This window comes from Mizugakiibacter sediminis (genome assembly GCF_000953855.2).
GTDB classification, from domain to species: Bacteria; Pseudomonadota; Gammaproteobacteria; order Xanthomonadales; family Rhodanobacteraceae; genus Mizugakiibacter; species Mizugakiibacter sediminis.
On record NZ_DF970142.1, the window covers coordinates 1 to 19,856 of the forward strand.

At 72.6% G+C, this 19,856-nt stretch carries 21 protein-coding genes; 6 read left to right on the forward strand and 15 right to left on the reverse strand.

The genetic code is table 11. The annotated features are described in order from the left end of the window. From MBSD_RS01260 to MBSD_RS01295, 8 genes are all read right to left on the reverse strand, one after another. Positions 1–353: 5-oxoproline transporter, DUF979 family subunit (locus MBSD_RS01260; RefSeq protein WP_114693178.1), on the reverse strand; the 353-nt coding region annotated here is incomplete at its 3' end. Continuing rightward, positions 340–1,038 (reverse strand): DUF969 domain-containing protein, encoded by a 699-nt coding sequence (locus MBSD_RS01265; RefSeq protein ID WP_062534323.1) that lies wholly within the window; start codon positions 1,036–1,038, stop codon positions 340–342. The genes MBSD_RS01260 and MBSD_RS01265, both read right to left, overlap by 14 nt. Next, positions 1,035–1,802 carry a LamB/YcsF family protein gene (locus MBSD_RS01270; protein WP_062534325.1) on the reverse strand — a complete coding sequence of 256 codons (768 nt, stop codon included), beginning with the start codon at positions 1,800–1,802 and terminating at the stop codon, positions 1,035–1,037. The genes MBSD_RS01265 and MBSD_RS01270 overlap by 4 nt, the downstream gene beginning before the upstream one ends. Continuing rightward, positions 1,799–2,812 (reverse strand): 5-oxoprolinase subunit C family protein, encoded by a 1,014-nt coding sequence (locus MBSD_RS01275; RefSeq protein ID WP_062534327.1) that lies wholly within the window; start codon positions 2,810–2,812, stop codon positions 1,799–1,801. Before MBSD_RS01275 ends, MBSD_RS01270 begins: the two co-directional genes overlap by 4 nt. Further along, on the reverse strand, positions 2,809–3,534 hold the full coding sequence (pxpB, locus tag MBSD_RS01280; protein WP_237071716.1) for a 5-oxoprolinase subunit PxpB: 726 nt from the start codon (positions 3,532–3,534) through the stop codon (positions 2,809–2,811). The genes MBSD_RS01275 and pxpB overlap by 4 nt, the downstream gene beginning before the upstream one ends. A 9-nt stretch (positions 3,535–3,543) precedes the next feature. Continuing rightward, on the reverse strand, positions 3,544–3,954 hold the full coding sequence (locus tag MBSD_RS01285) for an HIT domain-containing protein (RefSeq protein ID WP_062534329.1): 411 nt from the start codon (positions 3,952–3,954) through the stop codon (positions 3,544–3,546). Then, a complete protein-coding gene (locus tag MBSD_RS01290) occupies positions 3,951–4,622 on the reverse strand; it encodes a dienelactone hydrolase family protein (RefSeq protein WP_062534331.1) in 672 nt (223 codons plus the stop codon). The genes MBSD_RS01285 and MBSD_RS01290 overlap by 4 nt, the downstream gene beginning before the upstream one ends. Positions 4,623–4,671: 49 nt before the next feature. Further along, entirely contained in the window at positions 4,672–6,792 is a 2,121-nt protein-coding gene (locus MBSD_RS01295) for a diguanylate cyclase (RefSeq protein WP_148667783.1), read from the reverse strand. 119 nt (positions 6,793–6,911) lie between these two features. Between MBSD_RS01295 and rimO the strand changes: the two genes are divergently transcribed. Then, on the forward strand, positions 6,912–8,264 hold the full coding sequence (gene rimO, locus MBSD_RS01300; RefSeq protein WP_062534336.1) for a 30S ribosomal protein S12 methylthiotransferase RimO: 1,353 nt from the start codon (positions 6,912–6,914) through the stop codon (positions 8,262–8,264). Positions 8,265–8,298: 34 nt separating this feature from the next. Here the strand turns inward: rimO and greB are convergent, their stop codons facing one another. From greB to MBSD_RS01320, 4 genes are all read right to left on the reverse strand, one after another. Next, positions 8,299–8,811 carry a transcription elongation factor GreB gene (gene greB, locus MBSD_RS01305; protein WP_062534337.1) on the reverse strand — a complete coding sequence of 171 codons (513 nt, stop codon included), beginning with the start codon at positions 8,809–8,811 and terminating at the stop codon, positions 8,299–8,301. Positions 8,812–8,894: 83 nt separating this feature from the next. Further along, a complete protein-coding gene (locus MBSD_RS01310) occupies positions 8,895–9,317 on the reverse strand; it encodes a hypothetical protein (RefSeq protein ID WP_062534339.1) in 423 nt (140 codons plus the stop codon). 192 nt (positions 9,318–9,509) lie between these two features. Further along, on the reverse strand, positions 9,510–10,766 hold the full coding sequence (locus tag MBSD_RS01315; RefSeq protein WP_062534340.1) for a hypothetical protein: 1,257 nt from the start codon (positions 10,764–10,766) through the stop codon (positions 9,510–9,512). A 17-nt stretch (positions 10,767–10,783) separates the two neighbouring features. Continuing rightward, positions 10,784–12,274 carry a helicase HerA-like domain-containing protein gene (locus tag MBSD_RS01320; RefSeq protein WP_062534342.1) on the reverse strand — a complete coding sequence of 497 codons (1,491 nt, stop codon included), beginning with the start codon at positions 12,272–12,274 and terminating at the stop codon, positions 10,784–10,786. 108 nt (positions 12,275–12,382) lie between these two features. Here MBSD_RS01320 and MBSD_RS01325 point away from each other — a divergent pair, with 108 nt between their 5' ends. Beyond that, complete coding sequence (locus MBSD_RS01325) at positions 12,383–13,867, forward strand: transglycosylase SLT domain-containing protein (RefSeq protein ID WP_062534344.1); 1,485 nt, start codon at positions 12,383–12,385, stop codon at positions 13,865–13,867. Positions 13,868–13,931: 64 nt separating this feature from the next. On the opposite strand, the gene MBSD_RS01330 is transcribed toward MBSD_RS01325, so the two are convergent. The 3 genes from MBSD_RS01330 to MBSD_RS01340 all read right to left on the reverse strand — a co-directional run bounded on the left by MBSD_RS01330 (position 13,932) and on the right by MBSD_RS01340 (position 16,025). Continuing rightward, positions 13,932–14,375 (reverse strand): hypothetical protein, encoded by a 444-nt coding sequence (locus MBSD_RS01330; protein ID WP_062534346.1) that lies wholly within the window; start codon positions 14,373–14,375, stop codon positions 13,932–13,934. Between the two features lie 158 nt (positions 14,376–14,533). Beyond that, positions 14,534–15,373 (reverse strand): archaetidylserine decarboxylase, encoded by an 840-nt coding sequence (gene asd / locus MBSD_RS01335; RefSeq protein ID WP_062534348.1) that lies wholly within the window; start codon positions 15,371–15,373, stop codon positions 14,534–14,536. Between the two features lies 1 nt (position 15,374). Then, a complete protein-coding gene (locus tag MBSD_RS01340) occupies positions 15,375–16,025 on the reverse strand; it encodes an SCO family protein (RefSeq protein ID WP_062534350.1) in 651 nt (216 codons plus the stop codon). A gap of 61 nt (positions 16,026–16,086) precedes the next feature. On the opposite strand from MBSD_RS01340, the gene prmB reads away from it, so the two are divergent. From prmB to MBSD_RS01360, 4 genes are all read left to right on the forward strand, one after another. Then, complete coding sequence (gene prmB, locus MBSD_RS01345; RefSeq protein WP_062534358.1) at positions 16,087–17,010, forward strand: 50S ribosomal protein L3 N(5)-glutamine methyltransferase; 924 nt, start codon at positions 16,087–16,089, stop codon at positions 17,008–17,010. A gap of 83 nt (positions 17,011–17,093) precedes the next feature. Continuing rightward, the gene (gene aroC / locus MBSD_RS01350; RefSeq protein WP_062534352.1) at positions 17,094–18,182 is read left to right on the forward strand and encodes a chorismate synthase; all 1,089 of its coding nucleotides are present in this window, start codon (positions 17,094–17,096) and stop codon (positions 18,180–18,182) included. Between the two features lie 94 nt (positions 18,183–18,276). Further along, on the forward strand, positions 18,277–19,305 hold the full coding sequence (locus tag MBSD_RS01355; protein ID WP_062534354.1) for an aspartate-semialdehyde dehydrogenase: 1,029 nt from the start codon (positions 18,277–18,279) through the stop codon (positions 19,303–19,305). Between the two features lie 85 nt (positions 19,306–19,390). Further along, positions 19,391–19,856 (forward strand): type IV pilus assembly protein FimV (locus tag MBSD_RS01360; RefSeq protein WP_425478083.1); only part of this gene is annotated, 466 nt, incomplete at its 3' end.

Genomic DNA, 19,856 nt, shown 5'->3' on the forward strand with positions numbered 1-19,856 from the left:
CCGCCGAGCGCGACCGCGGCCGTCAGCAGCGGAATCAGCAGGGCCGGACCGAACAGGCGGTGGCGCAGCCGCGCCGCGCTGGCGCTGCGTGCCTCCGCCTCGCGCTCGCGCAGATGGCCGCGGCGCATGCGCGACGCCAGCAGCGCCAGCGCGATCACGCCGAGACCGGCGAGCTGCGCCGGCAACGCGTCGCCCGCGCGCGCCGCCGCCAGCACGGCGTCGCCGCCGCCGAACAGCGCGGCCAGCACCGCCCAGAATGCCGCCGCCCAGCCGCGGCGCTCGCGCAGGTTCAGCAGTGCGGCAGCGGCGAGAAACAGCGCCAGCAGGCCGTAGGCATGCTCAATCCGCAGCATCGGTCACCTCCGCGGACGACGGCTGGCGGCGCAGGCTGCGCTGGAACGCGACGATGCGCACGGCATGGATCAGGAACGCGGCGATCGCGGTCGGCAGCGCCCACAGCGCGATGTGCAGCGGCGTCAGCTCGATGCCGTGCTGCGCATAGAAGCCCTGGATCAGCAGCACGGCGCCCAGCGCGATGAATACGTCCTCGCCGAAGAACAGGCCGACGTTGTCGGTGGCCGCGGCCAGTGCGCGCACGCGCTGGCGCTCGGCGTCGTCGAGTGTGCCGTGGCGCTTCTCCGCGGCCGCTTCGCTCATCGGCGCCAGCAGCGGGCGCACGGTCTGCGGGTGGCCGGCGACGTTGGTCAGACCGAGCATGCTCAGCAGTTGGCGCAAGCCGAGGTAGGCGATCAGCAGCCTGGCCAAAGTCAGCCCGCGCAGGCTCTCGATCCAGGCGCGCGCGTGCTCGCGCAGGCCGGCGCGCTCCAGCACGCCGATCACCGGCAGCGTCAGCGCGAACAGCAGCAGCGCGCGGTTGGAGACGAAGCTGGTGCCCAGCAGGGCGAGGATGTCGCCGGCCGACTTGCCGGCGGCGAAGCCGCTGACCAGTCCGGCGGCGACCACCACCAGCACCGGATTGCGGCGCAGGGCGAAACCGGCGACGACCACGGCGACGCCGAGCAGCGGCCAGTAGTTCATGCGCCGCGCTCCGGGGCGGCTATGCGCACGCCGGCGTCTTCGAGCGCCGCGCGCAGCCGGCGCGCGAAGGTCGCCGCGTCGGCGCGGTCGCCATGCACGCACAGCGTGTCGGCTTCGATGACGACGCGCGCGCCGTCGCCGGCGAGCGCCTCGCCGCGCGTGGCGATGGACAGTGCCTGTTCCACGGCGGCGGCGACGTCGTCGATCACCGCGTCGGCCTCGGAGCGCGGCGTCAGCGAGCCGTCGGCGCGATAGCGGCGGTCGGCGAAGGCTTCGCGCGCGACGGCGAGGCCGGCGGCGCGGCCGGCTTCGACCAGCGCGCTGCCGGCCAGGCCGACCAGCACCAGGCCGCCGTCGAAATCGCGCACCGCGGCGGCGATGGCGTCGGCCAGTGCGCGATCCTTCGCCGCCATGTTGTACAGCGCGCCGTGCGGCTTGACGTGGTGCAGGCGCGCGCCGGCGGCGCGCGCGAACGCGGCCAACGCGCCGGTCTGGTACAGCGTCAGCGCGTAGGCCTCCTCCGGCGCGATCGCCATCGCGCGGCGGCCGAAACCCTGCAGGTCCGGCAGCGAGGGATGCGCGCCGACGGCGACGCCGCGTCGCGCGGCCGCTTCGACCGTGCGGCGCATGATGACGGGATCGCCGGCGTGGAAGCCGCAGGCGATGTTGGCGGAGCTGACGTAGCCGAGCACGGCCTCGTCCTGGCCCATGTGCCAGGCGCCGTAGGACTCGCCCATGTCGCAGTTGAGATCGAGGGTCTTCATGCGTCCCGTGCCAGTCGCAGGGCGATCGCCGCTTCCAGGCGCTGCAGGCGGCGCTCGCGTTCGGCGAGGCGATGGCGCGCCTCTTCCGGCGTCGTCGCCACGAAGCGTACCGCATCGCCGGGGCGGCGCTGCGCCAGCCGCGGCAGGTCCACCGCGGCGACGTGGCCGATGCGCGGATAGCCGCCGCTGACCGGATGCTCGGCCATCAGCACGATCGGCTGCCCGGACGGCGGCAGTTGCACGGTGCCGGCGACGCCGGCTTCCGACACCAGCTCCAGCGGCGCCGTCAGCGCGAGGCGCGGACCTTCGAGGCGATAGCCGACGCGGTTGGAATCGGCGGCGACGCGGAAGGCGGCGTCGAACAGCGCGGCTTGCGAAGCGGCGTCCAGGTGTTCGCCGTGCGTGCCCGGCAACAGGCGCAACGGGCGCTGCGCGTCGCCGTCGAACCAAGGCCTGGAGTCGAGGCTCCAGCCGGGCGAGACCGCTTCGGTCGGCGCGGACGACGCGCACGATCTCCGGTTTGCCGATCGCGCATCGCGTTCCGCCATGCCGACCGCCAGCACGTCGCCCGCGCGCAGGGCGCGGCCGTCGAGCGGTCCCAATGCGGCGTTGACGTCGAGGCTGCGGCTGCCCAGCACCGGCGCGAGGGCGAAGCCGCCGCGCACGGCGAGATAGCTGCGGCAGCCTTGGCGCATGCCGCCGAGCGCGAGCGTGGCGCCGGCGCGCACGCGCAGCGGCGCCCACAGCGGCACGCGCGCGCCATCGACGCGGGCCTCGACCGGCGCGCCGGTCAGCGCGATGTCGGCGTCGGCATGAAAGCGCAGGGTCGGGCCGAGCAGGGTGATCTCCAGCGCGCAGGCGTTCGCCGGGTTGCCGGCCAGCGCGTTGGCGAGGCGCAACGCGGGCGCGTCCATCGCGCCGGCGCGGCCGATGCCGAGATGCGCCAGGCCGACACGGCCGCGGTCCTGCGGCGTGGTCAGCAGGCCGGGTTTCAGCACCTCGACGCTCATGCGCCGTCGCCCGCGAGCCGCGCGAACGCGGCGGCGTCGATCGCGCGGAAGCGCACGCGGTCGCCGGGCGCGAGCAGGCAGGCCGGCTCGCGCGCGAGGTCGAACAGCGCCAGCGGCGTGCGGCCGACGATGCGCCAGCCGCCCGGCAGCGCGCGCGGATAGATGCCGGTCTGCGCGCCGCCGATCGCCACCGCGCCGGCCGGCACGCGCGTGCGCGGCGTGGCGAGGCGCGGCGCGTGCAGGCGCGGATCGAGGCCGAGCAGGTAGGGAAAGCCCGGGGCGAAGCCGAGCATGGCGACGCGGTAGTCGCCGGCGGCGTGCAGCGCGATCACCGCGTCGGCGTCGAGGCCGGCGTGCGCGGCGACGTCTTCCAGATCCGGGCCGAAGTCGCCGCCGTAGCAGACCGGGATTTCGATCGCGCGCGCCGCCGCGGCCCCGGCAGGCGCTTCGGCGCCGCCGGCGAGCGCATCCAGCACGGCGCGCACGCGCCGTTCCATCGCTGACATGCGGTCTGCATCGGCGGCGGTCGCGGCGTCGAGGCGCAGCAGCAGGCTGGCATAGGCCGGCACCAGCTCTTCGAGGCCGGGCAGGGCGGCGTCGCGCAGCGCGCGCGCCGCCGCATGCACCTGCGCGTTCAGCGCGGCGTCGATGCGCTCGCCGAAGCGCAGCAGCAGCGCGTCCTCGCCCATCGGCTCCAGCGTGAAGGCGGGCGCCGGGACCACGTTGCGGCCTCAACCGAGCCTGGCGCGCAGCCGCGCCGGCAACGCCGCGCGCGCCGCGGCGTCGTAGCGCACGGCGGCGCCGCTGCCCCACACCGGGCCGGGCCAGGCGGCGTCGCCCGCGCGGCGTGCCACCACGTGCACGTGCAACTGGCGCACGACGTTGCCGAGCGCGCCGATGTTCAGCTTGTCGCAGGGCGCCACGGCGCGCAGGGCCGCGGCGGCCAGCTGCGCTTCGTCGAGCAGCGCGTGCTGCGCGTCGCGGTCGAGGTCGGACCATTCGACCAGGCCGGCGCGCCGCGGCACCAGGATCAGCCACGGGAAGCGGGCGTCGTCCATCAGCAGCAGGCGCGACAGCGGCAGGTCGGCGACGAAGACGGTGTCCGCGGCCAGGCGCGGATCCAGCGCGAAGGTTCCGCTCATGCGCCGGCGAGGTGCCTGTCGAAGAACGCCAGCGTGCGCTGCAGCGCCAGTTCCGCGCTGGCGCGATCGTAGACGTGCGGATCGACGTCGCGGTTGAAGGCGTGGCCGGCCGGATAGATGTAGACCTCGGCCTGCGGATAGGCCTGCCGTTGCCGCTCGACCGCTTCCGCCGGAATCGAGCCGTCGCGTTCGCCGAAATGGAACATCGCCGGCGCCCGCAGCGGCTGGTCGAGGAAGCGCACGTTGCGCGCGCCGTAATAGCTGACCGCCGGCATGCCGAGCCGCTGCGCGGCGAGCAGGGCAACGGTGCCGCCCCAGCAGTAGCCGACCACGCCGACCCTGCCGCTGGAGGCGATCGACTCGGCGGCGCTGGCGACGTCCTCGATCGCGCGCTGGAAATCGAGTTCGCCGGCCAGCGCCCTGCCGCGCGCCGTGCCGGCTTCGTCGTAGCCGAGCTCGACGCCCGATTCCAGGTGGTCGAAGAACGCCGGCGCGATCGCCGTGTAGCCGCGCGCGGCGAAACCCTCGGCGACGGCGCGGATGTGCGCGTTGACGCCGAAGATCTCCTGCGCCACCACGATGCCGCCCTTCGGCCGGCCTTCCGGTTTGGCCAGCCAGGCGCCGATGCACTGCATGCGCGCGGTGTTGAGGTGGATGTGCTGGCCCATGGGCGCCTCCGTTGCGGGAAGCGCCAGCGTAGACCGCGGGGCGGCGAAGTCAATTGCGCGCGTAGCGCGCGACGGAGACGCGGTTGCGGCCGGCGGTCTTGGCGTCGTACACCGCGGCGTCGGCGGCGCCGAGCAGTCCGCGCAGGCTGGGCGGGTCGCAGGCGCGCAGGCTGGCCACGCCGATGCTGATGGTGTAGGCGCCGCCGGCGGGGGCGAATCGCGCCAGCGCCGTGCTGACGTGCTCGCGCAGGCGTTCGGCCAGGGCCGTCGCGGCGGTCTCGTCGCGGCCGTCCAGCACGACCAGGAACTCCTCGCCGCCGAGCCGGCCGAGCAGGTCGCCGGGCTCCAGCCACTGGCGGATCGCCTGCGTGCCGGCGGTCAGCACGGTGTCGCCGAACAGGTGGCCGCGTTCGTCGTTGATGCGCTTGAAGTGGTCGAAGTCGATCATCAGCACGCTGAAGTCGCCGCCGTCGCGGTTGCGCTGCTCGATCAGCGTCTCGGCCTGGCGCAGCACGTGGCCGCGGTTGTAGACGCCCGTCAGGGCGTCGCTGATCGCCGCCTGATACAGCTCGGTGGCCTGCGCGCCCAGCCGTTCGTTGGCGGCCTGCAGCGAGCCGCGCTGGCGCTCCACTTCCGCATGCTTCAGCGCGAGGTCGCGGTGCAGCCGGCGGGTGGCGCGGTAGCGGCCGGCCAGCACCAGCGCGAGCGCGCCCAGCAGCGCGGAGCCGAACAGCCCGAGGTTGCGCAGCAGGGTCTGTTCGCGCAGCTTCAGCGCCTTCACCTCGTTGTCCAGCGTCAGCATGCGGATGCGCTGCGCCGCGGCGTCGCTCTCGTACTGCGCGCGCAGCGTCGCCAGCCGCTGTCCGGAACGCACGCCGAGCAGGTTCTGGCGCAATTCGTCGTGGCGGCGCTCGTAGACCAGCGCCAGGCGGTAGTCGCCGCGCGCCTCGGCGAGCGCGCCGCGCAGGCGACAGGCCTCGATCAGTTGCGGCATCAGGCGCGCGGCGTCGAGCAGGCCGATGGCGCGGTCGAGCGCTTCCGCGGCCGCATCCAGGCGGCCGGCGCGCTGGTCGAGCATGCCCTGCAGCAGCAGGGCGCTGCCGAGGATCTCGCGCTGCCGCAGCGCGCTGCCGATCTGCAACGCCTCGTCCACCTCGGCCTGCGCCTCGTCGAGGCGGCCGAGGTCGAGCAGCGCGCGCGCGATCTGCACGCGCTCGAGGCCGATGTGCGGGCGATTGCCCAGCACCGTGTCGAGGGCCAGCGCCTGCCGCGCCATCGCCAGCGCGCGTCCGGCGCTGCCGTGGTCGTTCAGCAGGGTGGCGTAGCTGCCGAGCGTGGCGGCGAGCGAAATCGGATCGGGGTGCGCGCGTTCGGCGTCCAGCGCGCGGCGGAAGAACGCGTCGGCCTGTTCGGGGTCGTCGACTTCGCGGTAGAGCAGGGCGATGCTGCGATAGACGCCGGCGTCGACGGCGTCGTCGCGGCTTTCGCCGAGGCGCATCGCTTCGAGGTGGAGCGCCAGCGCGCCGGCGAAGTCGCCCTGGTCGCGGCGCACCACGCCGAGGTTGGTCAGCGAACGGCGGATCGCCGCCGGGTCGGCGCGTTGGCGGCGCAGTTCGAGGGCCTGGCGCTGCAATTGCGCGGCGGCTTCCAGCTCGCCGCGCCGGCGCGCCAGCACGGCGGCGTAGTCGAGCGCGCTGGCGCGGAAGCCGCTGTCGTCGGAGGCGCGCGCGTCATCGAGCAGGCGGCGCGCATGCGCCTCCGCCTCCGCGTAGCGGCCGAGGATCAACGCGAATTCGGTCTGCTGCTGAAGCGCGGATAGGGCCAGGCGCACGTCGCCGCGGCGCTCGGCCTCCGCCTGCACGCGGGACCAGGCTACGGCCGCCTCCCCGGGAGCGCCGCAGGCGATTTCCAGCCAGGCGATCGACCGTAGCAGCACCGCCCTGGTGCCCGCAGGCGCGGAGCCCTGCATGCCGCGCTCCAGCATCGCGCCGGCATCGAGGATGCGCGGCGCCCACGCGTGCAGCGTGCGGCTAGCGCGGCCGATGGCGTCGTCCGCGAACGCGGCGCCGGTCGCGCACGGCGCCAGCGCCATGCCCGCCAGCAACGCGGACATGCTCCAGCGCAACGCCCGGCGCAGGCAGCCGGTCGCCGCCCCCCTCCGGTTCGACACGATCACCTCCGGGACCCTGGCCTGTGCGGAGCTATCCTAGCCGTTCCACCGTCCCCACGCGCGCCCGCGGCGCCGCCGGCGGGCGCTATAATCCGCGCCTTTTCCCGCGGTCACGGCGCATGTCCAGCCAGTCTCCCAAGATCGGTTTCGTCAGCCTCGGTTGCCCCAAGGCGCTGGTCGATTCCGAGCGCATCCTCACCCAGCTCAAGGCGGAGGGCTACGAGATCGTGCCGCGCTACGACGCCGCCGATGCGGTGGTCGTGAACACCTGCGGCTTCATCGACGCCGCCGTGCAGGAGTCGCTGGACGCGATCGGCGAGGCGCTGCACGAGAACGGCAAGGTGATCGTCACCGGCTGCCTCGGCAAGCGCGCCGAGCTGATCCGCGAGGCCTACCCGGACGTGCTGGCGATCACCGGCCCGCAGGATTACGCCAGCGTGATGAACGCGGTGCACGAGGCGCTGCCGCCGAAGCACGATCCGTTCCTCGACCTGGTGCCGTCCCCGCGCCGCCTTGGCGGCGCGGACGACAGCGACATCGGCATCAAGCTGACGCCCAGGCACTACGCCTACCTGAAGATTTCCGAGGGCTGCAACCACCGCTGCAGCTTCTGCATCATCCCGTCGATGCGCGGCGACCTGGTCAGCCGGCCGGTCGACGAGGTGCTGGTCGAGGCGGAGAAACTGGTCAAGGGCGGGGTCAAGGAGCTGCTGGTGATCAGCCAGGACACCAGCGCCTACGGCGTCGATCTCAAGTACGCCGCACGCGAATGGCGCGGCAAGGCCTACCGCACGCGCATGACCGAATTGTGCGAGGGCCTGGCGGAACTCGGCGCGTGGGTGCGCCTGCATTACGTGTATCCGTACCCGCACGTCGACGAGGTGATGCCGCTGATGACCGCAGGGAAAATCCTTCCCTACCTCGACATCCCGTTCCAGCACGCCAGCCCGCGCATCCTCAAGCTGATGAAGCGGCCGGGCAACATCGAGAAGACGCTGGAGCGCATCCGCGCCTGGCGCGCGGCGGTGCCGGACCTGACCCTCCGCAGCACCTTCATCGTCGGCTTCCCCGGCGAGACCGATGCGGAATTCGAGGAACTGCTGGACTTCCTGCGCGCGGCCGAACTGGACCGCGTCGGCGCCTTCGCCTACTCGCCGGTCGAGGGCGCCAAGGCCAACGCGCTGCCCGACCCGGTGCCGGAGGAGCTGAAGGAGGACCGCCTCGAGCGCTTCATGGAAGTGCAGGCGGAGGTGAGCGCGGCGAAATTGCGGCGCAAGATCGGCCGCACGCTCACCGTGCTGGTCGACGAGGCCGGCGCCGACGGCGCGGTCGCGCGCTCCAGCGCCGATGCGCCGGAGATCGACGGCGTGGTGCGCATCGTCGACGGCCAGAAGCTGAAGCCGGGGCAGTTCGTCGAGGTCGTGGTCGAGGCTGCCGACGCGCACGACCTGACGGCACGGCTGCGCGGCTGAGCGCGGGCGCCGCGGCGGCCGTTCGTGGGTGGCGCTACGAGACGCTTTCGCCGTAGGACACCGCGACGATCGCGAAGCGCGCGCGTCCGCCCGGCAGTTCGGCCTCGAACTCGTCGTCGACGCGCCGCTTCAGCGCCGCGCGCGCCAGCGGCGAGTCCACGCTGATCCAGCCCTGTCGCGCGTCGGTCTCGTCGGGACCGACGATGCGGTAGCGCAGCGTCTCGCCGCTGGCCACGTTCTCTAGTTCGATCCAGGCGCCGAAATACACCGCCTCGCGGTCGCCCGGCAGGCCCGCGGCGACCTTCAGCGACGGGATGCGCTTGGACAGGTAGCGCACGCGGCGGTCGATCTCGGCGAGCTGCTTCTTGCGATAGGTGTATTCGGCGTTCTCCGAGCGGTCGCCCTCGGCCGCCGCCGCGGCCAGCGCCGCCACCACTTCCGGGCGCACGCGATGCCAGAGATGGTCGAGCTCGGCCTTCAGTCGCTCGTAGCCTTCGCGGGTGATGATCGCCGTCGAGGACGGCGCGGGCGGTCGCCAGCGGCCCATCGGTGTCGTGCGTCGAACGGTGGGCCCAGCGTTATGCCAAAGGCACCGGCCCGACTCAAGGGCGGGGCCGGTGCCGGCTTTCGTCATTGCGCCATTTTCAGGAGGTCGTCGGCGGCAACCGGTCCGACCGTCAGGGTGTCGGTATGCCAGGCGATCATGCCGCGGAATTCCAACGCAGCCTTCATCCCGATGCTGAGGCCCCGCTGCCGGGACAACTCGTCGACCTTGCGGTCCTGTTCCGGCGTCGTCTCCGGGCTGATCGCGACATAGTCCCAGGCGTCGCCGTCCACGTGCGCGTACCAGCGCGTGGCGGGCAGGCCGGCATCGTGCGCGACCCGGTCCCGGGCCGCCATCCACTTGAGGAACTCCAGGTGCTTGCCGGGCGCGACCCGGTACAGTGAGACCACGGCGCGCGGTTGCGTGCCGGTGGCGGCCATCTGCGCGTGGGCGAAGGGGAGGGCGATGGCGAAGGCCAACAGCACGAGGACCAGGATGCGGCGTTTCATGGTGCGCTCCCGGCGGGCACACGGAGGCCCGCCCATGCCGGCTCGGGGGCATGACCGAACGCGCCGGCGTCGCATTGCGGCCAAGCCGCACGACGGCTGCGAAGGGGAAGGGAAGCGCACGCTACGCCGCGCGTGGGGCCGGGTCAAAAGCTGTCGCGGCAACCATCGGAGCGGCGATGGGTGGTCGTGCGATCACGGCATGCCCAGCCGGGCGTCCAACGCGCGCAGCGCCGGCGCGGTGGCGTGGCCCGGGAAGCGCGCCAGGATGGCGGCGATGCGCCGTCGCGCCTCGTCGCGGCGGTCGAGCCGGTCGGCCAGCAGGCGCGCCGCCACCAGTTCGGTGTCCGGCAGCAGCGGATGCGCGGGGCTGCGCTGCGCGAAGGCGTCGGCCAGCTGCAGCGCCAGCCGCGGCATGCCGAAGCCGTCCGCCCGGCGCACCAGCGTGAGCACCTGTTCGGGCGATTCCGGCAGGAAGGCGGGATCGAGCGCCAGGCACTCCCGGACGACGCTCAGCGCGCGGTGCGCCTCGTCGCGGGCGAGCAGGGCGCCGATCCATGCGCGGCCGTGCGCCAGCAGAGCCGCCGTGTCGCCCGCCTGGCGCAGCAGGCGCCGGTACTCGGCGTGCACCGCGTCGGGGGCGTCGTGCTCGCGCAGACGCAGCGCCAGCGCTTCCAGGGCCAGCGGGTGCGCGCCGTGCGCGGTGTGCGATCGCGCCTGCTCGACCAGTTCGGCGTCGGCGTGCAGGCCGCTTTCGACGTCCCGTTGCCACGCCGCCGGGCGATGGCCGATGCGCGCGTGGTGGACGTAGACGAGATAGCCGGCCAGATGGAACTGCAGCACCAGCGCGTAATTGCCGAACGCGTAGTGCAGCGGATCGGACAGCAGCAACGGCAGGAAGGCGTCGGCCGCGCGTTGCAGCACGTGGCGGGCCAGCCCGATGCCCAGCCAGCTCGCCACCAGCGCCGCGTAGGCGGCGCCGAAGCGCCGCGCCACCGCGACCCAGGTGGCGGGGTTGAGGGCGAGCGGCACGTTGCCGTCCATGGTCAGCGACATGCAGACCGCCGGCAGCACCGCGGCGACGGCGATGCGCAGTGCCACCAGCGCCGCTTCGGCGTGGACGCGGCCGAGCAGCGCCAGCGCGATCAGCACGGCCAGTTGGATCGCCACCAGCGCCCAACCGACGCGGTCCTCGGTGTGCAGCATCGTCTCGGGCGGATCGGCACGACCGTCCGCCGTGCCGCGCAGGCATTCCGCGGCGTACTTGTACATCGCCGCCCACACGCCCGCTTCGACCAGCCAGCCGACCACCGGCAGGCGGTTGCCGAAATGCGCCACCGCCAGCACGGCGATGACGGTCAGCGCAGCCGGTTGCAGCGGATAGCGCAGCGCGGCCGGCAGGTGGTGCGCGTAGGGCGGGATCGGATCGCCTTCGCGGTGGGCGGCGCGCATGGCGGGCGATGCGCCGCTCAGCGGCCGCGGAAGATCGAGCCCAGCACGCCGCGCATGATCTGCCGGCCGAGCTGGCTGCCGACCGAGCGCGCCGCGGACTTGCCCATCGCCTCGATCAAACCCTGGCGGCGCTTGCTGCCGAGCAGCGCGTCGCGCACGGCGTCGCTCCAGCCGTTGCCGGTGGGCGGGGCGGCGGCTTCGCCTGCGGCGGGCGCCGCCTTGCCGGCTTCCTGCGCGCGCCTGGCGAGCATCTCGGCGGCCGACTCGCGCTCGACCGACGTGTCGTACTTGCCGCCGACCGGCGAGCGCGCGCGCACCGTCGCGCGTTCCTCCTCGGTGATCGCGCCGATGCGGCAGCACGGCGGCACCACCAGCACACGTTCCACCGGCGACGGCACGCCGCCGGCGCGCAGCGTCGAGACCAGCGCCTCGCCGACGCCGAGCCGGCCGATCGCCTCGGCGACCTTCAGCTTCGGGTTGGGCGCGAAGGTCTCCGCCGCGGCCTTGACCGCCTTCTGGTCGCGCGGCGTGAACGCGCGCAGCGCGTGCTGGATGCGGTTGCCGAGCTGGCCGAGGACCTCGTCCGGCACGTCGTCGGGGTTCTGCGAGCAGAAATACACGCCGACGCCCTTGGAGCGGATCAGCCGCACCACCTGCTCGACGCGCCGGCGCAGCGCCGGCGGGCAGTCGTCGAACAGCAGGTGCGCCTCGTCGAAGAAGAACACCAGCTTCGGCTGCTCGAGGTCGCCGACCTCGGGCAGGCGCTCGAACAGTTCCGACAGCAGCCACAGCAGGAAGCTCGAGTACAGGCGCGGCTGCAGGATCAGTTGGTCGGCGGCGAGCACGTTGATCACGCCGCGGCCGGACATGTCCTGGCGCATGAAGTCGGCGAGGTCGAGCGCGGGCTCGCCGAAGAACCGCTCGGCGCCGGCCTGCTCCAGCTTCAGCACGGCGCGCTGGATCGCCGCCACCGACTGCGTGCCGACCAGGCCGTAGCGGTCGGAGATGTCCTTCGCGTGTTCGGCGGCGAACTGCAGCAGCGCGCGCAGGTCGGCGAGGTCGAGCAGCAGCCAGCCGTTGTCGTCGGCGGCCTTGAACAGGATCTCCAGCACGCCTTCCTGGGTGTCGTTCAGTTCCATCACCCGCGCCAGCAGGGTCGGGCCCATCTCCGAGACGGTGGTGCGCACCGGATGGCCGAGCCTGCCGAAGAGATCCCAGAACACCACCGGATTGGCGGCGGGCGCCCAGCCGCCGAGGCCGAGCTTGTCGATGCGCGCCTTCAGCTTGTCGCCGGGCGCGCCGGCCGGTTGCGACAGGCCGGCCAGGTCGCCCTTCACGTCGGCCAGGAACACCGGCACGCCGAGTTTCGAGAAACCCTCGGCGAGCACCATCAGCGACACCGATTTCCCGGTGCCGGTGGCGCCGGCGATCATGCCGTGGCGGTTGCCGTAGCGCGCTTCCAGCGCGACCGCGGTGCTCTCGTTCTTGCCGATCAGGATCTCGGGCACGTGGGCACCCTCCTTGCACTTGACCGGATTGTATGCCGCGTCACGGACGCTTGAGCGATCGCGATGCGATGGTTACTTTGTAGCCTTTTTGTGCCCTGGAAATCGCGCATGTCCCTACGTCTCCGCGTCCTCTCGCCCCTGGCCGCCGTCGTCGCGCTCGCCGGCTGCGCCGCCTCGCCGTCGAGGCCGCCAGCCGCGCCGAACAGGATCGACGACAAGGCGGTGGACGCGTTGTACGCGAAGCTGGACGAGGCCAGTCGCGGCTACGAGGACGCGCTGAAGATGCAGAGCGGCGGCGATCCCGGCGCCGACGCGGCGCTGCACAAGGCGCTGGACGAGCTGCTGCGCTCCGCCGCGCAGTGCGGCGCCACGGCGGGCTGCGAGGCGCAGCGCTTCTTCTCCACTTTCGATCGCCTGTTGCGGCTGAAGGACGGCGGCGAGCTGGCCGGCGAGCCGGCCGAGCAGACCCTGCCCGACACGCAGTCCGACGAGGACACCGCCGGCGAGCAGTCGCCGGTGCTGCAGGCGATGCCGCAGGCGCAGCGCACGGTGACCCTGTTGCGCGGGCACAAGCTGTCCGACCTGATCGCGATGAACGGTCCGGTGAAGGCGGCGCTGGAAGAGTGGCTGACGCAGATGCGCCCCAACCTGATGGACGCCTGGGTCAACTACCAGTACCTGCGCTACCGCATGTGGCCGGAATACCGCAAGGCCGACCTGCCGGAGGCGCTGCTGTTCGGCATCCTCGCCAAGGAGTCCGGCGGCAAGGTGCACGCGATGTCGCGCTCCGGCGCCGCCGGGCCGCTGCAGTTCATGTACGCCACCGGCCTGCGCTTCGGCCTGGCGACCGTCAACGGCTTCGACGAGCGCTTCGACCCGGCCCTCGCCGCGCGCGCCAACGCGGCCTATATCGACGAGCAGCTCAAGGCGCTGAACGACAATCTCGAGTTCGTGCTGGCCGCCTACAACGGCGGCGAGGGGCGCATGCGGCGCGTGGCCGCGGCCAACCCCGACGCCAGCTTCTGGGACCCGAAGATCTATTTCACCCTGTCGCCGGAAACGCGCGAGTACGTGCCGATGGTGCTGGCCGCCGCATGGCTGTTCCTGCACCCGGAGCGCTACAACCTCGAATTCCCCAAGGTCGACGGCGAGCCCGGCCAGATCGAGCTGGCGCAGCCGGCCTCGCTGGCCGAGCTGACCGTGTGCCTCGGCCAGGCCGGCGGCATGCGCGACGGCTGGTTCCGCACGCTGCGCAACCTCAACCCGGCGCTGAATCCGCAGGTGGAGCAGCCGGCCGGCACGCGGCTGCAGGTGCCGAAGGTGCTGGAGGCCGCCTACCGGCAATCCTGCGCCGCCGGGCCCTGGCAGACGCTGGCGGCCGACCTGCACGAGGCGGCGCTGCCGGCGCCGCCGCCGGAGACGCAGCGGCCGCGCACCTACGTCGTGCGGCGCGGCGACACGTTGAGCAGCATCGTGCGCAAGCTGGGCTGCTCCAACGTGCAGGCGCTGGCCGAGCTCAACCGGCTGCGCGCCCCGCATTACGCCCTGCACCCTGGGCAGGCGCTGCACCTGCCGCAGTGCGCGCGCAACTGAGATCGGCGGAAAAACGAACGCCCGGGAGATCCCGGGCGTCGTTCGCGCTGCGGATGCGGGCGAATCAGGCCGCCGCTTCGCGCGCGGCCCATTCCGCCATCGCGGCATCGCCGCTGCCGGCCGCGGTTTCCTTCAGCGTGCGCAGCACGCGCAGCAACTGGCGGTGCAGCGACTGCAATTCGGCGTAGGGCGAGTCCTTGGTCTCGTGGTAGGCCACCGCCAGCCACATCGCCGCGCCGCGCAGGCGCACCTGCAGGTTTTCCGAGCGCGCGCGCTCGAAACCGATGTCGGTGCCGGCGCCCCACGGCAGGTAGCGCTGGTCCGGCGGCGTGCCGTACAGGTGCGGGAATTCGCTCTTCGCCGCGCAGGCGAATTCCTTCATGGCCAGCAGCGCCAGCTGCTTGCGCGCCGGCACCGACAGATCGCCGATGGCGCGATCGATGTCGCGGAACTGGCGGCCGAGCCGCACGGCACGGCTCATCGCGATGATGCGAGTGAGAAAGCGCATGACCTTTCCTCGGACGACCGTTTCGGACACAGGGTCCGCCCCCTCGGTGGCGGCGACGAAAGCATAGCGCCAGGAACGCGGATTCCTACGCGCGGAACGTCACAAATTGACGAACCGCGTCACATTCTGGGGCAAACGCAGGGCCTGGGAAAGGGGGCTCAGACCCGGCCCAGGCGCCCGCCGACCCGCACCGGCTGGTCGGGGCGCAGGTCCGTGTCCAGGCTGCCGGCGCCGGCCGGCAGCAGCACGATCACCGTCGAGCCCATTTCGAAGCGCGCCATCTCGGCGAAGCGCTCGAGGCGCACGCCGCGGCCGCGCCAGTCGCGGCGCACGATGCGCGAGGCGTAGGGCGGGATCTCGGCCCCGCCCCACACCGTCGCCACGCCGGAGACCAGCAGCGCGCCGACCATCACCACCGCGAACGGGCCGCGCTCGCCGCGGAAGTGGCAGACCAGCCGCTCGTTGCGCGCGAACAGCCGCGGCACGCCCTCGACGGCGAACGGCGCCACGCTGAACAGGCGTCCGGGCACGTGCACGGTTTCCTGCAGTTCGCCGGCCAGCGGCATGTGCACGCGGTGGTAGTCGCGCGGCGAAAGGTAGACGGTGACGAAGTGGCCGTCGCGATAAGGCGCGGCGGCCTCGTCGTCGGCCAGCAGCTCGGCGGCGGTGTAGCTGCGGCCCTTGGCCTGGAAGATGCGCCCCGCCTCGATGCGCCCGGCCTGGCTGATGCGGCCGTCGGCCGGGCAGAGCAGGGCGGCGGGATCGGCGTCCGGCCGGCGCGCGCCGGGTTTGAGCGCGCGGGTGAAGAAGGCGTTGAAGTGCGGGTAGGCGCGCGGCGAGGGTTCGGCCGCCTCGGTCATGTCGACCGCGAAGCGCCGGACCACGGCGCCGATCAGGAAGTCCTTCCACGGTCGCCACGTCCAGCGCGTCGCCCAATGCACGATCCGCGACAGCGCGCGATGCGGCAGCGCGTACTGCAGCCACAGCCGGATCGGCATGTCAGCCCTTCCAGCCGAGCAGACGCTCGAGGTCGTCGGCCAGGCTCTCCGCCGCCAGCGGCGGGCGGAACAGGCCGAGCTCGCGGCCCTGCGGGTCGATGATCACCGCCGAGGCGCTGTGGTCCACGCTGTAGCCGCCGCGGCCGTCCGGCTCGCGCGCGTAGACCAGGCCCAGCGCGCGGGTCAGTTTGGTCAGCTCCTCGTCGTTGCCGGTGGCGGCGACGAAGTCCGGACTGAAGTAGTGCACGTAGTCGCCGAGCCGCTGCGGCGTGTCGCGCTGCGGGTCGACCGAGACGAAGTCGATGCGCACGCGGTCGGCGAGGCCCTTCCGCTTCAGCAGTTCCCAAGCCTGCTTGAAGGTCTGCAGCGTGGTCGGGCAGACGTCGGGGCAACTGGTGTAACCGAAGAACACCACCGTGTAGCGCCCGCTCCAGTCGGCCTTGGTCAACGCGGCGCCGTCGGCACGGACGAGCTTGAAGTCGGGCAGCGCGCGCGGTGCGGGGTAGAGCACGGCGGCGGTCAGCGGGGGCGGCGTCGGCGCGGCGAAATGGCGCGCGCCCAGCCACAGGCCGAGGGCGGCGGCAAAGGCGGCGACGACGATGAGAGCGGCGAGCGGCGCGCGGCCGCGGGTGCGGGTGCGGGAGGCGGTCATCCGGCGATTATAAGCGGCACGCGCCGCTATACTGGACGGCCCTTTGCCGCAGCGCCGCGCCGTGACCGCCGAACTCGCCAGCATCGTCGACTTCATCCGCTACGCCGCCAGCCGCTTCGCCGCGGCCGGCCTGACTTTCGGCCACAGCCACGACAACGCCATCGACGAGGCGGCGCACCTGGTGCTGGCGACGCTGCACCTGCCGCCGGACCTGCCGCCCGCCTACGGCCAGGGCCGCCTGACCGCGGCCGAGCGCGAACGCGTGCTGGCGCTGATCGAGCGCCGCATCGCCGAGCGCACGCCGGTGGCCTACCTGGTCGGCGAGGCCTGGTTCGCCGGGCTCAAGTTCAAGAGCGATCCGCGCGCGCTGGTGCCGCGCTCGCCGATCGCCGAGCTGATCGAGAGCGGTTTCACGCCGTGGCTGGACGGCCGCCGCGTCGAGCGCGCGCTGGACCTGTGCACCGGCTCCGGCTGCATCGGCATCGCCATGGCCGAGCGCAACCCCGACTGGCGGGTCGACCTGGCCGACGTCAGCGAGGAGGCGCTGGCGCTGGCGCGCGAAAACATCGCCTTCCAGCATGTCGGCGACCGCGTGCGCGCGCTGCGCTCGGACCTGTTCGCCGCGCTGGCCGGCGAGCGCTACGACCTGATCGTGTCCAATCCGCCCTACGTCACCGAGCAGGAATACGCCGCCATGCCGCCCGAATACGGCCACGAGCCGCGGCTAGGCTTGACCGCGGGCGACGACGGCCTGGACATCGCGCTGCGCATCCTCGACGAGGCGGCCGACCACCTCACCGAGGACGGCCTGCTGATCGTCGAGGTGGGCGAGAGCGAGCGCGCCCTGGTCGAGCTGCTGCCGGAGGTGCCGTTCGTGTGGATCGAGTTCAAGGTCGGGCCGATGGGCGTGTTCGCGCTGGAGCGCCGCGACCTGGTCGAGCACGCGAAGGCGATCCGCGCCGCCGCGCGGGCGCGGCGGCGATGATGGCATCCGCCGGCGGAATTGCTACGCTGCGCGCGGCTTCCGCTCCCTGATCACCGCCCACCGACGCCAGCCGCCCGACCTCCGTGTCCAGCAACTCCTTCGGCAAGCTGTTCACCGTCACCACCTTCGGCGAGAGCCACGGCCCGGCGATCGGCTGCGTGGTCGACGGCTGCCCGCCGGGGCTGGCGCTGGCGGCGGAGGATTTCGCCGCCGACCTGGCGCGCCGCGCCACCGGCCGCTCGCGCCACACCTCGCAGCGGCGCGAGGCGGACGAAGTGGAGATCCTCTCCGGCGTGTACGAGGGGCGCAGCACCGGCACGCCGATCGCGCTGCTGATCCGCAACGTCGACGCGCGCCCGAAGGACTACGCCGAGCTGGCCGACACCTTCCGCCCCGGCCACGCCGACTACACCTACTGGCAGAAGTACGGCATCCGCGATCCGCGCGGCGGCGGCCGCAGCTCGGCGCGCGAGACGACGATGCGCGTGGCCGCGGCGGTCATCGCGAAGAAATGGCTGGCCGAGCGCCACGGCGTGCGCGTGCGCGGCCATCTGGCGCAACTCGGCGAGCTGGTGCCGCGCGCCTTCGACCCGGGCGCCGTCGAGGCGAATCCGTTCTTCTGGCCGGACGCGGCGATGGTGCCGGAGCTCGAGGCCTACATGGACGCGCTGCGCAAGGCCGGCGACTCGGTCGGCGCGCGCGTCACCGTGGTCGCCGAGGGCGTGCCGCCCGGCTGGGGCGAGCCGGTGTACGGCAAGCTGGATGCGGAACTGGCCGCGGCGCTGATGGGCATCAACGCGGTCAAAGGCGTCGAGATCGGCGCCGGTTTCGCCGCGGTCGCGCAACGCGGCAGCACGCACCGCGACGAGATCGCGCCGGACGGCTTCCTCTCCAACCACGCCGGCGGCATCCTCGGCGGCATCTCCACCGGCCAGCCGATCGTCGCCTCGATCGCGCTGAAGCCGACCTCCAGCATCCTCAGGCCGGGCCGCAGCGTGAACCTGCGCGGCGAGCCGGTGGAAGTGGCGACGAAGGGCCGCCACGACCCCTGCGTCGGCATCCGCGCCACGCCGATCGCCGAGGCGATGGTGGCGCTGGTGCTGATGGACCAGGCGCTGCGCCACCGCGCGCAGTGCGGCGACGTCGGTCCCGTCGCGCCGCGCATTCCGTGATGCTGCCTGCGCCTGCGGGGCGAGAGGATTTTGGACGCGGATCGGCTGTATCCGCGTCCATCCGCGTCAAGGATAACCCGGTAGATTTCCCGCCATGACCAAGAAGACGAACTACAAGGTAGCGATGGTCGGCGCCACCGGCGCCGTGGGCGAAGCCCTGCTGTCGATCCTGGCCGAGCGCAAGTTCCCGGTGAGCGAACTGGTGCCGCTGGCCAGCGAGCGTTCCGCCGGCGAGCAGGTGGAGTTCGGCAGCAAGCGCGTCACCGTGCGCAACCTGGCGGAGTACGACTTCGCCGGCGTCGACATCGCCTTCTTCTCCGCCGGCGGCAAGGTCAGCCGCGAGCACGCGCCGCGCGCGGCCGCGGCCGGTGCGGTGGTGATCGACAACACTTCCGAATTCCGCTACCAGGACGATGTGCCGCTGGTGGTCAGCGAGGTCAATCCGCACGCGATCGCGCACCACGTGCACCGCGGCATCATCGCCAACCCCAACTGCTCGACCATGCAGATGCTGGTGGCGCTGGCGCCGATCCACCGCGCCGTCGGCATCGAGCGCATCAACGTCGCCACCTACCAGTCGGTGTCGGGCGCCGGGCGCTCCGGGCTGGAGGAGCTCGGCCGCCAGACCGCCGCGCTGCTTAATTTCCAGGAGGCCAAGCCGGCGAAGTTCCAGACGCAGATCGCCTTCAATCTGATCCCGCAGATCGACGACTTCCAGGACAACGGCTACACGCGCGAAGAGATGAAGATGGTGTGGGAGACGCGCAAGATCCTCGAGGACGAGGCGATCCGCGTGAACCCGACCGCGGTGCGCGTGCCGGTGTTCTACGGCCACGCCGAGGCCGTGCATATCGAAACCCGCGACAGGATCACGGCGGAGCAGGCGCGCGCGCTGCTAGAAAAGGCGCCGGGCGTGGTCGTGGTGGACGAGCGCAGGCCGGGCGGCTACCCGACGCCCGTCTCGCACGCCGCCGGCAAGGACCCGGTCTACGTGGGCCGCATCCGCGAGGACCTTTCCCACCCGCGCGGCCTCGATCTTTGGGTCGTGGCCGACAATATCCGCAAGGGCGCCGCCCTGAACGCTGTTCAGGTGGCCGAACTCTTGGTAAAAACCTTTTTGTGAACTAAAGTTGCGACACCGTCGTGAGGTGGCGTCGAGTTTTGATGACGGCCGCGGCGGCTGCAGAGGCCTTTGGGGGGCCAGAACCATGAAGCGCTCATACAAGCTGCCGACGGCGATCGCGTTCGCCTTGGCTCTGGGCAGCACGCAGGCCCTGGCCCTCGGCCTCGGGCAGATCCAGGTGAAGTCCGCGCTGAACCAGCCCCTGGTCGCCGAGATCCCGGTGATCGTGGACAGTCCGGCGGAAGCCGCCGGACTGCAGGTGGGGCTGGCGTCCGAGGAAGACTTCAGCCGCATCGGCTTGAGCCGCGGCAGCCTCAACGTGCCGATCGACTTCGCCGTGGGCACCGACGCAGAGGGCCGCACGGTGATCCGCGTGACCAGCAAGGACGCGGTGCGCGACCCCTACCTCGACTTCCTGATCCAGGTGAACTGGGCCAAGGGCCGGCTGCTGCGCGAGTACACCGTGCTGCTCGATCCGGTCACCGCGCCCGGCCGCGCCGTCGCCGCGACGCCGACGCGCAGCGCCGCACCGACCACCCGTGCGGCGCCCG